Raw genomic sequence first — 15,088 nt, 5'->3', positions numbered from 1 at the left:
TCCTCCTCACCGCTCCGGCCCATGGGCCTGGCGAAAGACAAAGCTTTCCCGTTCCCGCCGGAAGCACCGGCAGGCTCAGTCACCCATTGCGCTTGTCACGTCCTAGATTTCGTGTTTGCGAATATTCGCCAGCATTTTCTGCAAGGTCGCCACGAAGGCGCGTTGCTCCTCGTCTGGTATGCCCTTGAACAGCCGTGCGGCCGAAGTCGCCATATGCGGCCACAGCGTCTCGAAGGTGGCGCGTCCGGCATCCGTCAGGAACACCCGCACGGCGCGGCTGTCGCTGGCGTCGGCCTCGCGCCGGATCAGCCCCTCGGTCTGCAACTGATCCAGAGCACGGCTCAACGTCGACTGCTCGACGACCGTATAGACGGCAAGCTCACGGATCAGCGGTCCCTCGACCACCGACAGCACTGCCAGCGTCCGCATCTTCGGCGTTGTCAGGCCGACATCTGCCATTTCCTCCCGGATCATCGCGTTGTACCGGCCCATGATCCGGTTCATCAGATAGGGGGCAAAATTGGTCAGGCCAATTTCGCCAAGCCTTGCATGGGTTTCGGTGTCTTCACTCATGCACCAAGCCTCTTTGCGGCGTTGAACCCGGATCCTCCTCCAAGACCCGGCCCAGGATGGGTCGAAGCACCGATATGGATAAGTCCTTTGACCCTGCCAAGACCATTGGTCGAATGGGCAAGAGGCCGCCAGATGAAGAACTGGTCGAGGCCGCAATGGCCGCCGTAAGGATCACCGCCGACGAGATTGACGTTCATCGCTTCAAGGTCCTTGGGCGAATAGGCGCGGCGGGCGAGCCGGATCGCGGCAAAGTCGCGGATGTGACTGGCAAGAATGGCCTCGATCCGATCGGCAAAGGCCTCACGCGTGGCCACATCCCAGCTTCTGCCGCCGATCTTGCCGGCCGCGTCGCCCTTGATCGACCGCGGTGCATCCGGGATCTGCAGCCAGAGGACCGCCTTGCCATCAGGGGCGCGCGAAGGATCCAGCGCGCTCGGCTGACCGACACAGATCGTCGGCACCTCCGGCAACATGCCACGCTCAGCCTCGTTGGCGGATTTGGACACGGCGTCGATGCCGTCGCTGAGATGGATCAGGGCCACTTTTTCAAGCCCGTCCGCAATCCAGTCTGGCGCGCGGTCGAGCGCGTAGTGCAGCTGGAAGTCGCCGCGGCCATGCCGGAACGTCTTTGCAGCGCCTGCATCCTCGGGCGGCGCATCCGACCCCAGCAGGCGTCCAAAGAGCTGTCCCGGCGCGACGCTGGCAAGCACGGAAGGTGCGGCGATTTCCTCGCCCGTGGTCAGGCGGACGCCGGTGACGCGGCCATCGCGCACCAGAATGCGCTCGACATCGGCACCACAGCGCATGACCCCGCCGCGTTCCTCGATCAGCCGGCGAAAGGCGTTCACCGCCGCCCCTGCCCCGCCCCGGACCACAGGTGCACCTGCAGCCTCGAGCGCGAAGGCGATGACCTGGCCCATCTTCGCCGAATAGGCGCTTTCCGGCGTCAGGCCGCAGTGCAGCACCCACGGCGCCCACAGCGCCTGCACCAAGGGGCTCTGGTAGCGGGTCTCGAGCCAGCCGCGTGCCGGGGCCAAGGCCTCGCCCATCCAGGCCGCAAGCCCGCGCAAGCCCCGCCGGCGAACCTGGCCGAACATCAGGCGGGCAGTGGCAAAGGACCACAGATCACCGCCGAGCAGCGAAAACAGGAACGGCGCCTCGGCACCGATTGCTCCGACATCGCGTCCATGCTGGTCACCGTCGCCGGCGGCCAGGGCGTTGAACGCTGCAACGTTACGGGCCTGATCGGTCGACAGCACCAGCGCCGACCCATCAGGCCGCAGCACGGCTGTCGGATGCGGCGTGTGGCAGTATTCCATGCCATGGCGGGCGAGATCCGGGGCAAGCAGCGCCCCGGCTGGCGACGTCATGAACAGGACGAAGGTGGCGGCCATCACATCATGGCTGAAGCCCGGCAGAGTGACCTCACCGGTGCGCATGCAGCCGCCGAAGTCTGCCTCGCGCTCGAGCACGAGCACGCGGCGGCCTTTTGCGGACAGCATCGCCGCTGCGACCAGGCCATTGATGCCTGAGCCGATGATGATGTGATCGACCGCCATCGGATCAGCCCCGCGGGACCAACGCCAGGGCGCGGATCGGCGATCCCGTGCCATTCTTGATCTTCAGGGGTGCCGCGATGAGGATCGCGCCCTTCGGCGGCAGCTTGTCCAGATTGGCAAGGCTCGCCAGACCATAGCGATTGTGCTTGTGCAGGAGGTTGTGCGCCGGGAACGGCGGCGTCATGCCACCGGCCTGCCCTGCGTCGGTGCCGATGCACTGGCTGCCCCAGCCGACAATGCCCTTGCCGATGAGGTACTCGATGGTCTCTGCCGTCGGTCCGGGCGTATGTGGTCCGGTCTCGTTGGCGTTGAGGAACAGGGCCTCGTCATGCGCACGGGCGTCCCAGTCGGAACGCAGCACGACCCATTCGCCGGCCCCAATCGCCCCGTGACGAGCCTCCCAGGCCTTCACGTGCTCGACGGTCAGCAGGAAATCCGGGTCAGTTGCGCATTCAGCCGAGAAATCCAGCACATTGACCGGCGCCACGAGCTTCTGGACGGGAAGCGTATCGGTGTAGCCGTCCGAATAGTCCTTGCCGGTGATCCAGTGATGCGGTGCATCGAAGTGGGTGCCTGAGTGTTCGCCCAGTTCCAGCCAGTTCCAGGCCCAGAACGGCCCGTTCTGATCGTACTCGCTGATGCGGTGGATCTTGATCGGCGGCGTGTCCTTGGCGAAGTCCGGCGGCAGCTTGATGAGGGGCGTCTCTGGCCCCAGCACGCCGGAACAATCCACCACTTCAACCCCTCCCGAGGCGAGCAATTGCCCGAGGTCCGCCAGCAAAGCTGCAGATGTCATGTCTCTCTCCCTTGATCGAGGTCCTCCAACCTCTGAAATCACTCTAGACAGAATTAAATGCAAATGCAAATATCCTTCTGTCATTGGGAGGTGGCAAAATGTCAGACAGTTTCGACGCGGTGCTGATCGGTGCGGGCCACAATGCCCTGGCTGCCGCATTTCATCTTGCCAAGCGCGGCTGGAAGGTCGCCGTCTATGAACAGGCCAAGGTGGCAGGCGGCGCGGTCAAGACGCAGGAACTGACCCTGCCCGGCTTCCGCCATGACTGGGCCGCGATGAACCTGTCGCTTTTCGCCGGAAGCGCCTTTTTCAAGACACATGCATCCGACCTGACCGCCCAGGGCGCAGCATTCGTTCCGATCAACCGACCGTTCGCCTCGGCGTTTTCAGGCGGCAGATGGTGCGGCGTTGCAACTGACATCGCGGAAACAACGCGCAACATCGCCCGTTTTTCAGCCCGCGATGCCGAGACGTGGCAGCGGCTGGTCAACGGCTTTGCCAAAGAGGCACCGCATCTGTTCGGCCTGCTCGGCAGCCGGATGAATTTAAGTGCATTTGCATATTTTATTCTCAAAACGCTGCGCGGCAAGGGCGTGGCCGGGTCGCTCGATCTCGCACAGTTCCTGCTGAAGTCGCCGCGCGCCTATTTGACCGAGACCTTCGAGGCGCCGGAAGTCCGCGCCATGCTGGGTGCCTGGGGAATGCATCTCGACTTCGCTCCCGATGTTGCGGGTGGCGCGCTGTTTCCCTACCTCGAGGGCATGGCTGGCCAGGCCTTCGGCATGGCCATCGGCCAGGGCGGCGCTGACACGATCATCCGTGCCATGGTCAAGGGGATCGAGGCCCATGGCGGGCGTGTCGAGACGGGTATCGCAGTCGCGCGAATCCTGAAGGATGGCGACAAGGCCAGCGGCATTGAACTGGCGGATGGCCGGCGGATTGCGGCCAGACATGTCATTGCCGGAGTTGCCCCGTCAGCCCTCGCCCGCCTCACCGGCGGGACAGAGCCGGCTTTCGACAAGGCAATGCAGGACTTCCGGCACGCGCCGGGCACCATGATGATCCATCTGGCCCTGGACAGCCTGCCCGACTGGGCGGCTGGCGATGCGCTGAAGTCCTATGCCTATGTGCATCTGGCCCCGAGCCTCGACCAGATGGCCCGGACTTACCAGGAGGCTGAGGCGGGACTGCTGCCCAGCGAGCCGATCCTCGTCGTCGGTCAGCCGACCGTGTTTGACCCCTCCCGCGCACCGGCGGGCAAGCATGTGCTGTGGGTTCAGGTCCGCATGGCACCCGGCACGATCCATGGTGATGCAGCCGGCGAAATCACGGCGACAAGCTGGCCCGAGGCCGCTGAGCCCTTCACTGAGCGCGCCCTGACGCTGCTCGACCACTACGCCCCCGGCATCCGGTCAAAGATCCTCGGCCGGCACGTTGTCACGCCGACGGACCTCGAAACGGACAACCCGAACCTTGTCGGCGGCGATCAGGTCTGCGGATCGCATCACATCGCCCAGAATTTCCTGTTTCGCCCGGCCCGCGGCCACACGGACGGGTCGACACCAATCAAGAACCTCCACCTCACCGGGGCAGCCGTCTGGCCCGGCGCGGGCACGGGGGCAGGCTCAGGCTTCCTGCTGGGCCAAAAACTCGCTGGCAAATAACAAATAATCCAAAGGGAACAGAAACATGGAACTGACACGCCGTACACTCCTGCAAGGGGCCGCCGCCGGCGCGCTGCTTGCTGTCTCGGGCCTGCCCACACTCGCCGCCATCGACGAGCTGGTCATTGCCTACAACGTCAACCTGCCGAGCTGGGATCCGACCGTCGGCCCCTCTGCCGTCAACCCGACCATCCAGGGCCTGTACCAGTCGGTTTTCGACCAGTTCATCCTGCAGCAACCGGACCTGAAACCCGCCCCCGGCATCCTGACCGAGTGGGGCTGGAACGAGGACAAGACCCAGGTCTGGATGATGGTGCGCGAGGGCGTGACCTGGCATGACGGCTCGCCGCTGACGGCCGAGGATGTGGCCTGGTCGCTGGCGCGCGCGGCCAACCCGGACAGCGGCAACCCGATCAACTTCATCTGGAGCACGCTGACCAACCACCGCACCGAAGGCAACATCGTGATGGCGGACGTGAAGCAGTTCGACCCGACCATCTTCAAGTGGATGTATTTTCTCACCGGCTATGTGATGCCGAAGGCCTATTTCGAGAAGGTCGGCGCGGACGGGTTTGAAGCCGCCCCGATCGGCAGCGGCCCCTACATGGTCGACAAGTTCGAGCGCAACGCCTTCGTCCGCCTGAAGGCTTATCCGAACTACTGGGGCACCAAGCCGGAGTTCGAGACGGTGACGATCAAGTTCGTCACCGATGCCACGGCCCGTGTCGCGGAAGTGGAATCTGGCTCGGCCCATGTCACGCTCGAAATGCCCTACGAGGAATACGACCGGCTCAAGGGCAAGCTCAACGGCGTTGCCGCGCCGATCTCCGACATCGGCATGATCTTCCTCAACGACACTGACGTGATGAAGGATCCCAACGTCCGCAAGGCCGCTGCACATGCCATCGACAAGCAGACGATCATCGACCGTCTGATGTCGGGCTACGGCGTCAAGATCGATACCCTGCAGACGCCGCAATACGACGCCTACGATCCCTCGATCACGGTCGCCTATGACCCCGCGAAAGCCGTCGAGCTTCTGGCCGCGTCCGGCTACTCGTTGGACAAGCCGGTCAAGTTCAAGATCCAGACCACGAAAGGCTTCAAGCCGAAGGACTACGAGGTCATTCAGGCCATTGTCGGTCTGTGGCGCAAGGTCGGCATCGAGGCAGAAATCGAAGTCTACGAAATCGCCAAGCATTACGAGCTGCGCGCTGCCGACACCCTCGCCCCGGCCGCCTTCTACAACTGGGGCAATTCGGTCGGCGACCCGACCACCTCGACCGGCTTTGCCATGTTCGGCCCCTCGCCGCACTCGGTCTGGGATGGCGAGGACCTGATCGCCAAGATCGCGCCGCTGTGGGGCGAGAAGGACGAAGGCAAGCGCATCCTCGGCTGGCAGGAGGTTGACCGGACCATCGCAGAAGACGCGCTGGTGATCCCGCTGCTGCAGTATGTGCAGCCGATCCTGTCGGCCAAGGGCGTCACTGTCACGCCGCATGCCTCCGGCGCCTTGTTGCCGCAGCTGATGAAGCGCGGCTAACCCTGCGCCACGAGGTTCGGCCGGCACGAGGAGAGCCGGCCGGACCTGCCATTTCGCGCTGGGGGACACGGGCGCATGCAGATTTTTCGGACGCTACTCTTGCGGCTTGCGACGACGGCGGTGACGCTTGTCGGAGCTGCCGTCATCGTTTTCTTTGTCATCCGCGTGGTGCCAGGCAATCCGATTGCCATGATGCTGCCGCCGGGGGCAACAGAGGACGACATCCGCCGGCTTACGGCTCTCTACGGCTTTGACAAGTCGATCCCGGAACAATTCGTCATCTGGGCCGGCGGTGTGCTGAGCGGTGACTTCGGCATGTCGATCACGGCGCGCCAGCCGGTGCTGGACCTTGTTCTCGGCCGCCTGCCGGCGACGCTGGAACTGTCGCTGATGGCCCTGGTCATCGCCGTGTTCATTGGCGGTGTCAGCGCCCTGACCGGAACGCGCGAGCGCGGCACCCGGATCGAGGCGGCCATTGACGTGTCGAACGGCATGGCGCTGTCGGTGCCGGACTTTCTCTGGGGCCTGATCCTGGTGCTTGTGTTCGGCGTTGCATTCCCGATCTTCCACATCTCCGGGCGGATCACGCCGTCGCTCGACCTGCCGTTTGCCACGAACTTCTATCTCATCGAAAGCGTTATCCGGCTGCGCTTCGACCTGTGGCTGGATCTTGTCAGCCACATGCTGCTGCCGGCCCTTGCGCTTGCGATCCCGCTGGCGGCGATCATCAGCCAGCTGCTGAAGCAGAGCCTCAAGGAAACGATGCACCTCGACTATGTCACCCTGTCGCGGACCAAGGGCTATGGCGAGACGCATGTGATCACGCGCGAGGCCCTGCCCAATGCCATCCTGCCGACGCTGACCCTGGTCGGCGTGCAGTTCACCTTCCTGATCGGCGGCACCGTCATCATCGAGCGACTGTTTTCCTATGAAGGGCTCGGCAACATGGCCATCGACGCGGTGATCAACCGCGACCTGCCGCTGATCCAGGGCATCGTGCTGCTGTTTGCCTTGATCTTCACCGGCGTCAATCTCGCCGTTGACCTCCTCTATGCCGTCCTGAACCCGAGGCTGCGCCATGCTTGACGGACGTTCCCTGATCAAACGGCGGGCCGGCGCGCGGCTCTGGCTTGCCGGACTGTGGCTGGGCGGGCTGTTCGCCGCCGCCCTCGCCGCGCCCCTGATCGCGCCGCAAGACCCGCTGGCGCAGGACCTGTTCCTCGGCCGGATGCCCCCCTTCTGGATGGCCGGCGCGGAACCGGGCTACTATCTCGGTACGGACAGCCTTGGCCGCGATGTGCTCTCGCGCATTCTGTACGGTGCCCGCATTGCCTTCCTCGTCGCAATCGTCGCCGGCAGCCTGACCTGTCTCATCGGCGCTGGCCTCGGCCTTGCCGCTGGCTTCCTGCGTGGCTGGGTCGACCTTGCCGTGTCGCGCCTGATCGACATCTGGATGGCGTTTCCGCCGGTGCTGTTCGCGATCCTCCTGATCGCCGTGATGGGACCGGGGCTGTTCTCGATCATCCTCGCCATCGTCGTCATCGACTGGACGCGCTTTGCCCGGGTGGTCCGGGCCGAGGCGATGGCCCAGGGGGCGATGGACTATGTCGCCTCGGCCGAAGTCGCCGGCCGCAGCCGGTTGTCGACGATGATCGTCGAGATCCTGCCCAACGTGCTGCCGACCATCGTCGTGCTGCTGACGCTGGAGATGGGCATTGCCGTGATCGTCGAGGCGATCCTCTCCTTCGTCAACCTGTCGGTCTCCACGGATGATCCGACCTGGGGCGGCATGATCGCCGAAGGGCGCACCTCGATCCATCAGGCCTGGTGGGTGATCGTGTTCCCGCTGATCACCCTGTTTCTCACCGTCCTGTCCTTCTCCCAGCTGGGCGAAGGCCTCAAGGACCGTTTCGATCCGGTGCTGCGATGAGCTTTCTGACACTTGAGGGCCTCTCGGCGCGGCTGAAAGGCACGGACCATCGGCTGTTGCGCAAGGTCTCGCTGTCGGTTGCGGCAGGAGAAGTGCGCGGTCTCGTGGGCGAGAGTGGCGCAGGCAAGTCGATGATCGGCAAGGCCATCCTCGGCATCCTGCCGCGTTCCGTCGAGATCGTGGCCGGCTCGATCGTGCTGGACGGTGTGGATCTTCAGTCCCTCTCCCCGCGCGAGCGCCGGCGGAAGATCGGGGCAAGTTGCGCCCTGATCCCGCAAGATCCGCTCACCGCGCTCAACCCGTCACGCCGCATCGCGCCGCAGATCACGGACCGGCTGGTGGACATCCTGGGCTGGGAGCGTAAGCGTGCCGAAGACCGGGCGCTGGAGCTTCTGGGCGAGGTCCATATCGCCGAGCCTGAACGGGTGCTGCGCTCCTATCCGCATGAGCTTTCCGGCGGCATGCGCCAGCGCATCCTGATCGCCTCGGCCTTTGCCGCCGAACCGAAGCTGATCGTCGCCGACGAGCCGACAACGGCGCTGGACGTGACCGTGCAGAAGCAGATCCTGAAGCTGATCGGCGAAATGCAGCGCCGGCATGGAACGGCGCTGCTGTTCGTCACCCATGACCTCGGCGTGGTGTCAAAGGTCTGCCAGACGCTCAGCGTGCTCTACGGCGGCATGGTGGTGGAGGACAGCGATGTGCGCTCCTTCTTCGCAGCGCCCGGTCACGCCTATTCGCGGGCCTTGCTGGCCGCAAGCCCGAAATACACCGACCCGGACGGCAGCCTGACCCCGGTTCCCGACGCCGTCATCGAGGCCGTTCGGCAGGAAGTCGCGGCAGCAGACAGGACATGGTCCCATGGCTGATCTTTATGAACTGACGGACGTGCGGCTTGCCTTGCCGGACATGACACGCAAGCCCTTTCTGGGTGCAGCGCCCCGTACCGAAATCCTGAAGGGTCTCAGCTTCTCCATCGGCCGCGGGGAGATCCTTGGCATCGTCGGCGGATCAGGATCCGGCAAGTCGACGCTCGGACGCTGTCTTGTACGCCTGCTCGAGCCGACCGGCGGACAAATCCGGTTTGACGGCGTGGACATCACGCATCTGGATGCTAGCCAGCTCAGACCGTTGCGGCGACGCTTCCAGATGATCTTCCAGGATCCGATGTCATCGCTGAACCCGCGCCACAAGGTGGGGCAGCTGATCAGCGCGCCGCTGCGCCTGCATGGTGCCCACCAGCCGGATCGCGAAGCCGTCCTGGCACTGGAGCAGGTCGGCCTGCCGCGCAGCTTTGCTGACCGCTATCCGCATGAACTGTCCGGAGGACAGCGCCAGCGGGTCGGCATTGCCCGGGCGATTGCGCTGAAGCCGGAATTCATTCTGGCCGACGAAATCGTGTCGGGCCTCGATGTCTCGTCGCAGGCGCAGGTGCTGAACCTGCTCGCTGAGCTGGTGCGGGACCTCGGACTGACCCTCGCCTTCATCAGCCATGACCTGTCGGTGATCCGCAGGCTCTGCAGCCGGGTGCTGGTGCTCTACAAGGGCGAGATCGTCGAGAACGCAGCCACCGCTGACGTCTTTGCCGCGCCGAAGGCCGACTACACCCGCGCCCTTCTCGACGCGATCCCCCTGCCCGACCCGGATCAGGTCTGGGCTTGATGGGAGTGGGACGCCGCCCGGGCGGAAGCGGCATTACACTTTCGACAAGTCCATCGGCGTCACCCCGGGCGCAGCGCAGCGGAGACCCGGGGCCTACTCGTTCGCAGAGCGGAAGGAACATGGGCTGCGCTGCAACTCGCTTGACGATGGTCTTGCTTGGGCAAGGCAGCGCGGTGCCCGCGTCAACGCTCTGCAAGCGAGTAGGCCCGGCTCGCGCTACGCTTGGCCGGGGTGACACGGAACACGTGTCAGTACACCCACACGATCTGCCGCCAACAAAAAAAACGCCGCCCTGAGGGCGGCGTTTTCATTTCACAGCAGATGATCAGGTCAAGCGACGGCGCGGGCCAGGGCGCAGCGGGACCACAGGTCGTTCAGCGCGCCGACCAGATGATCGATGTCCGCATCGCTGTGGAACGGCGTCGGCGTGATGCGCAGGCGCTCGGTGCCCTTGGGCACGGTCGGATAGTTGATCGGCTGGACATAGATGCCGTAGTTGTCGAGCAGGATGTCCGAGATCCACTTGCACTTGGCAGCGTTGCCCACCATCACCGGCACGATGTGGCTCGGGTTGTCCATGTGCGGGATGCCGCGGCGATCCAGAAGACTGCGCACGCGGGCGACACGATCCTGGTGCTGCTGGCGCTCAAATGAGCTGGCCTTGAGATGGCGGATCGCCGCCGTGGCACCGGCGGCAAGAGCCGGCGGCAGCGCGGTGGTGAAGATGAAGCCGGAGGCAAAGGAGCGGACGAAGTCGCACAGGTCCTTCGAGCCGGTGATGTAGCCGCCCATGACACCGAAGGCCTTGCCGAGCGTGCCTTCAATGACATCGATCCGGTGCATCAGGCCTTCGCGCTCGGCAATGCCGCCGCCGCGCGGACCATAGAGGCCGACCGCATGGACTTCATCGAGATAGGTCAGTGCGCCGTGCATCTCGGCGACGTCGCAGATCTCGGCGATCGGGGCAATGTCACCGTCCATCGAATAGACGCTTTCAAAGGCGACCAGCTTCGGGCGTGACGGGTCATCGGCCGACAGGAGACGGTCGAGATGCTCGGGGCTGTTGTGCTTGAACACACGCTTGTCAGCGCGGCTGTGACGGATGCCCTCGATCATCGAGGCATGGTTGAGCGCGTCCGAATAGACGATGCAGCCCGGGATCTGGGCCGCGAGAGTGCCAAGGGCAGCCCAGTTGGACACATAGCCCGAGGTGAAGATAAGAGCACTGTCCTTGCCATGCAGGTCGGCGAGCTCACGCTCCAGCGCGACATGCGAATGGTTGGTGCCGGAAATGTTGCGAGTGCCACCAGCACCGGCGCCGCAGCGGTCGATTGCCTCCTTCATGGCAGCGACCACATCGGGATGCTGGCCCATGCCGAGATAATCGTTCGAGCACCAGACCGTCACATCATGCGACGAGCCATCCGCGCGGTAGCGAGTCGCACGCGGGAAATTGCCGGAATGGCGTTCGAGATCGGCGAACACCCGGTAGTTACCGGCCTCCCGCAAGCCATCCAGCGCTTGCGCGAAGAAGCTGTCGAAGTTCATGCCCTCATTCCCTCTCATTCACGGCTGCAATCACCGCCCTCATCCGCCCACTTAAGGGGCCCTGCCCCGGCGCGGCCATGATCTCGATCAAATGATCCGATCCTCATGGAACTGCCACACCCGGCCTTTCAAGGAAGCGAGCTGCGCCATTGGGCTGCGAGAGCCCTGTCGCGATGACCGATACCGTATGCGTCCGACACAACACATAGTGTAAAACGCCGCAGGCTGTCATTATTCTAATTTCGAGTTTCCGAATTCTTTTTGGCGGCGCAGAATCTCGCTCCAGTCGGTGCCGCAGGCCCCGGCAACGTGCAAATCCGGACATTTCTTGTCATTGCATCCAGGAAACCTGCCAGCTTCATCGCTGAAGCGGAACCGTGTCCGGTGCGCCGCGTTAAACATTTGGCAAGACGCTCGCATAGCCGTGATCACGAAAGTATGAATGCAGGAGATCACCCCTGTCATTTTATCGGATCCCCAACGGAAGCCCCTGATTTGCTTTGATGGTTCCTGCAGTCCAACAAATCAACAGTAATAAAAATGGTTAAAACTTGAATGTTCACAACGCCAAAATGTGATGTGGACTACAGGTTTATTAGGAACTGTGGTGTAATGATGGTCCTCGCCAGGCGGCAAGGAGGCAAGGGGCCGGATACCAGCCCGGGACCATAACCCGGACAATCAGCTCCAACGCTGGAAACCCAGCGCAAGCAGACCCACCGCCACCTGGCAAGCCGGACGTGAATGTCATGCCGTGGGAGGCACAAATGACTGGTCCCATTCGAATCGCCGCGCTTGCGGCAACCGCATCGCTTTTCCTGTTCGCAAGCGCGGCACATGCCGGGCTCGCGGAAGAACGCCACATGCTGCCGGACGACAATCTGGCTGTCACCGTCGCCAGCGCCACGGCAACGGTTACGGAGGGTGAAGACCTGTCGATCTGGGTCGGGGAAGTCGAACTGGCGGGCCGATCGGCCATCTGGGTCGAACTCATCGATGCCGAGGGTGAGGTCATCTACAACGCCGAGATCGGCCAGAACGAGACCCATCTTTTGCCGGACGGGCGAGCGATCATGGTCACTGCGCTGAACACCGAGACGACCGTCGCCAAACAGGATGCTTCGCGCGTTCCCAGCGAAACCTCGATCCTCGTGACGCGGCGGATAGTCGATGACAAGGGCGACAAGACAGCTGTGGAGTTCATCGAGGAAACGCCGCGCGACACGCAACCAAAGCTGATTGAGGTCGCACATGTGGGCGAGGCGATCTGGGCGACCGTTGTGGCACTGTTCACTGGCGCTGCTGAAACTATGCGCGTTGCCTGGTCCTGGCTGGTCGAGACCCTGCAGGCCTGAGCGCGCACCCCGCCCCCTTCCACGCTGCCCGACCGTGGCCGCGGCCTTCTGGCTGCGGCCTTTTTGCTGTCCGCAGACCGGGGCAGAAGGGCTTTCAGAAAAGGTGCGACAAAAAGCTCGCTCCGTCTGATCCGGGCCCGGAGCTGTCGCGTAAGATCCGAAAATGCAAGGATATTCGGCGACGCTCCGCAGGCCGGACCTATCCGGACCGCTTAGAAGGACCATACATGCGCATTGCCATCATCGGCTCCGGCATTGCCGGCAACAGTGCCGCCTACGCCCTTTGCGATCAGTATGAGGTGGTCCTTTACGAAAAGCGCCTGCGCCCAGGCGGCCACAGCGCCACCGTCGACATCGACTATGACGGCGTGGAGATGGCTGTCGACACCGGCTTCATTGTCTATAACGAGTTGAACTATCCCAACCTGACCGCCCTGTTCGCCCATCTTGGCGTGAAGACGGAGGCCAGCGACATGAGCTTTGCCTTGTCGGTCGATGGCGGGGCGCGGGAATGGGCCGGAACCAACCTCGACACCGTCTTTGCCCAAAGGTCCAATCTCGTCTCGCCGCGCTTCCTCTGGATGCTGCGCGAAATCCTGCGCTTCAATCGCATCAGCCCCAAGGACCGGGCAGCCGGTGTCGTGACAGGGCTGTCGCTTGGGGACTACATGGCGCTGCGCAAGTTCTCCCGCGCCTTCATCGACGACTATCTCGTGCCGATGGGCGCGGCCATCTGGTCGACGCCGCCGAGCCAGATGCTGGCCTTCCCGGCGGAATCCTTCATTTCCTTTTTCGAGAATCATCGACTGATCAACTTTAACCGGCCGATCTGGCGCACTGTGTCGGGTGGCAGCCGGAACTACGTGCAGCGGCTGATCGATCCGCTGAAGGGCAATGTCCGGCTCGGAACGCCGGTGGCCGGGGTGCGCCGCGAGGGCGGCAAGGTGCATGTGCGCGATGTCTCGGGCCACACGGATGTCTTCGACCAGGTGATCCTGGCCAGCCACACCGACCAGACCCTGGCCATGCTGGAGGACCCGAGCGAGGACGAACGCCGGATCCTTGGCGCGATCCGCTATCGCCCCAATGCGGTCTACCTGCACCGGGACCTTGCCCTGATGCCGAAGCGCAAGCGGGTCTGGTCGTCATGGAACTACATGGCGCGCACGGATGCTGAAGCGAACACGGATGTGAGCGTCAGCTACTGGATGAACCTGCTGCAAAACCTCGACCGGAACCGGCCGCTGTTCGTCAGCCTTAATCCACCCGAGGCACCGCGCGAGGATCTAACCTTCGCCCGCTTCACCTATGATCATCCGCAGTTCGATGCCGCCGCACTGGCTGCTCAGACAGAATTGCCGCAAATCCAGGGCGTGAACCAGCTCTGGTTTTGCGGCGCATGGGGCGGACATGGCTTCCATGAGGACGGTCTTGTCTCCGGGCTCAAGGTCGCCCAGGCCCTCGGCGCAGTCTTGCCTTGGGACACCGTTACGGGCACGCTCGATCCGATGCGGGATGGCGCACCGGCTTCGGTGGCCGAAGCCGCAGAGTAAGGCGGCCCTGTGCCATGGCAGACACGTCTCATCATCAACGGGCAGGAAACGGCCCGCCGCCCCTTGTACCGGTCACGCTTTACACCGGACAGGTGATGCATGCGCGCATGAAGCCGGTGCCGCATCGGTTCACCTACTCCGTATTTTCGATGCTGATCGACCTAGACCAGTTGGACGCGGCCAACGCGACGTCCGCGCTGTTCTCCGTCGGACGGTTCAACCTGCTGTCGTTCCACCAGCGCGACCATGGTCCGCGCGACGGCAGTTCGCTGCGGGCTCATGTCGACCGGCGGCTAGCAGAGGCGGGTCAGGAACGGCCGGCCCGGGTGCTTCTGCTCGCCTATCCGCGGCTGCTTGGCTACGTGTTCAATCCGCTGGCGGTCTATTATGCCTATAATGGCGACGGAGCGCTCTCGGCTGTTATCTATGAGGTACGCAACACTTTCGGTGACCTGCATACCTATGTTGCGCCCGTCTCCGACGGACAATTGAGCGAAGCGGGCCTGCGTCAGGACCAGGTGAAGGCCTTCTATGTCTCGCCGTTCCTGGACATGCAGCAGCATTACCATTTCCGCCTGCTGCCGCCGGGACGCTCTGTCCGGATCCGCATCCTGGAAACAGATCCTGAGGGGCCGATCCTGTCGGCAACCTTCAACGGTACGGGCGAGGCGGCAACGAGCGCCGCAATTGCCAAGGCCTGTCTCCGGTTCCCGCTGATGACCCTCAAGGTGATCGCAGGCATTCACTACGAGGCCCTGAAGCTGTGGCTGAAGGGCATCCGCTTCCACTCCCGGCCCCGGACGCCGGAGATCGGCCCGGCCAGTCGGGCGAGCCCGGTCGCCCCAGACAGAAAACCCATGCCAAGCCCCCGCCCTGAACCTTACGGGCATGCCTGATGGAGGTTC

Annotated in this window: 13 protein-coding genes; 9 read left to right on the top strand and 4 right to left on the bottom strand. The window is 63.6% G+C overall.

The window, feature by feature from the left end:
- Nucleotides 1-102: 102 nt before the first annotated feature.
- Genes C8348_RS06055 through C8348_RS06045 form a run of 3 tightly spaced genes read right to left on the bottom strand, consistent with a single transcriptional unit; the run spans nt 103 to nt 2,928 of the window.
- Complete coding sequence (locus tag C8348_RS06055; protein ID WP_106752368.1) at nt 103-573, bottom strand: MarR family winged helix-turn-helix transcriptional regulator; 471 nt, start codon at nt 571-573, stop codon at nt 103-105.
- Entirely contained in the window at nt 570-2,132 is a 1,563-nt protein-coding gene (locus C8348_RS06050; protein WP_106752367.1) for a phytoene desaturase family protein, read from the bottom strand. The genes C8348_RS06055 and C8348_RS06050 overlap by 4 nt, the downstream gene beginning before the upstream one ends.
- Before the next feature lie 4 nt (nt 2,133-2,136).
- Nucleotides 2,137-2,928 carry a cyclase family protein gene (locus C8348_RS06045; RefSeq protein WP_106752366.1) on the bottom strand — a complete coding sequence of 264 codons (792 nt, stop codon included), beginning with the start codon at nt 2,926-2,928 and terminating at the stop codon, nt 2,137-2,139.
- A gap of 98 nt (nt 2,929-3,026) precedes the next feature.
- On the opposite strand from C8348_RS06045, the gene C8348_RS06040 reads away from it, so the two are divergent.
- The 6 genes from C8348_RS06040 to C8348_RS06015 all read left to right on the top strand — a co-directional run bounded on the left by C8348_RS06040 (nt 3,027) and on the right by C8348_RS06015 (nt 9,727).
- Entirely contained in the window at nt 3,027-4,592 is a 1,566-nt protein-coding gene (locus tag C8348_RS06040; RefSeq protein ID WP_106752365.1) for a phytoene desaturase family protein, read from the top strand.
- Between the two features lie 25 nt (nt 4,593-4,617).
- Nucleotides 4,618-6,135, top strand: a complete 1,518-nt coding sequence (locus tag C8348_RS06035) for an ABC transporter substrate-binding protein (RefSeq protein ID WP_106752364.1) — start codon at nt 4,618-4,620, stop codon at nt 6,133-6,135.
- 75 nt (nt 6,136-6,210) lie between these two features.
- Complete coding sequence (locus tag C8348_RS06030) at nt 6,211-7,221, top strand: ABC transporter permease (protein ID WP_106752363.1); 1,011 nt, start codon at nt 6,211-6,213, stop codon at nt 7,219-7,221.
- A complete protein-coding gene (locus C8348_RS06025) occupies nt 7,214-8,065 on the top strand; it encodes an ABC transporter permease (protein WP_106752362.1) in 852 nt (283 codons plus the stop codon). Before C8348_RS06030 ends, C8348_RS06025 begins: the two co-directional genes overlap by 8 nt.
- Nucleotides 8,062-8,934, top strand: a complete 873-nt coding sequence (locus C8348_RS06020; protein ID WP_106752361.1) for an ABC transporter ATP-binding protein — start codon at nt 8,062-8,064, stop codon at nt 8,932-8,934. Before C8348_RS06025 ends, C8348_RS06020 begins: the two co-directional genes overlap by 4 nt.
- On the top strand, nt 8,927-9,727 hold the full coding sequence (locus C8348_RS06015; RefSeq protein ID WP_106752360.1) for an ATP-binding cassette domain-containing protein: 801 nt from the start codon (nt 8,927-8,929) through the stop codon (nt 9,725-9,727). Before C8348_RS06020 ends, C8348_RS06015 begins: the two co-directional genes overlap by 8 nt.
- A gap of 330 nt (nt 9,728-10,057) precedes the next feature.
- On the opposite strand, the gene hemA is transcribed toward C8348_RS06015, so the two are convergent.
- The gene (gene hemA / locus C8348_RS06010; RefSeq protein WP_106752359.1) at nt 10,058-11,275 is read right to left on the bottom strand and encodes a 5-aminolevulinate synthase; all 1,218 of its coding nucleotides are present in this window, start codon (nt 11,273-11,275) and stop codon (nt 10,058-10,060) included.
- A gap of 767 nt (nt 11,276-12,042) precedes the next feature.
- On the opposite strand from hemA, the gene C8348_RS06005 reads away from it, so the two are divergent.
- The 3 genes from C8348_RS06005 to C8348_RS05995 all read left to right on the top strand — a co-directional run bounded on the left by C8348_RS06005 (nt 12,043) and on the right by C8348_RS05995 (nt 15,079).
- Complete coding sequence (locus C8348_RS06005; RefSeq protein WP_106752358.1) at nt 12,043-12,630, top strand: hypothetical protein; 588 nt, start codon at nt 12,043-12,045, stop codon at nt 12,628-12,630.
- Nucleotides 12,631-12,857: 227 nt separating this feature from the next.
- Nucleotides 12,858-14,183, top strand: coding sequence for an NAD(P)/FAD-dependent oxidoreductase (locus tag C8348_RS06000; RefSeq protein WP_106752357.1), 1,326 nt, complete (start codon nt 12,858-12,860; stop codon nt 14,181-14,183).
- Between the two features lie 14 nt (nt 14,184-14,197).
- Nucleotides 14,198-15,079 carry a DUF1365 domain-containing protein gene (locus C8348_RS05995; RefSeq protein WP_106752356.1) on the top strand — a complete coding sequence of 294 codons (882 nt, stop codon included), beginning with the start codon at nt 14,198-14,200 and terminating at the stop codon, nt 15,077-15,079.
- Nucleotides 15,080-15,088 lie beyond the last annotated feature (9 nt).

The sequence above is a fragment of the Pannonibacter carbonis genome, assembly GCF_003012935.1.
GTDB classification, from domain to species: domain Bacteria; phylum Pseudomonadota; class Alphaproteobacteria; order Rhizobiales; family Stappiaceae; genus Pannonibacter; species Pannonibacter carbonis.
This window is presented reverse-complemented; position numbering and strand designations above follow the sequence as displayed.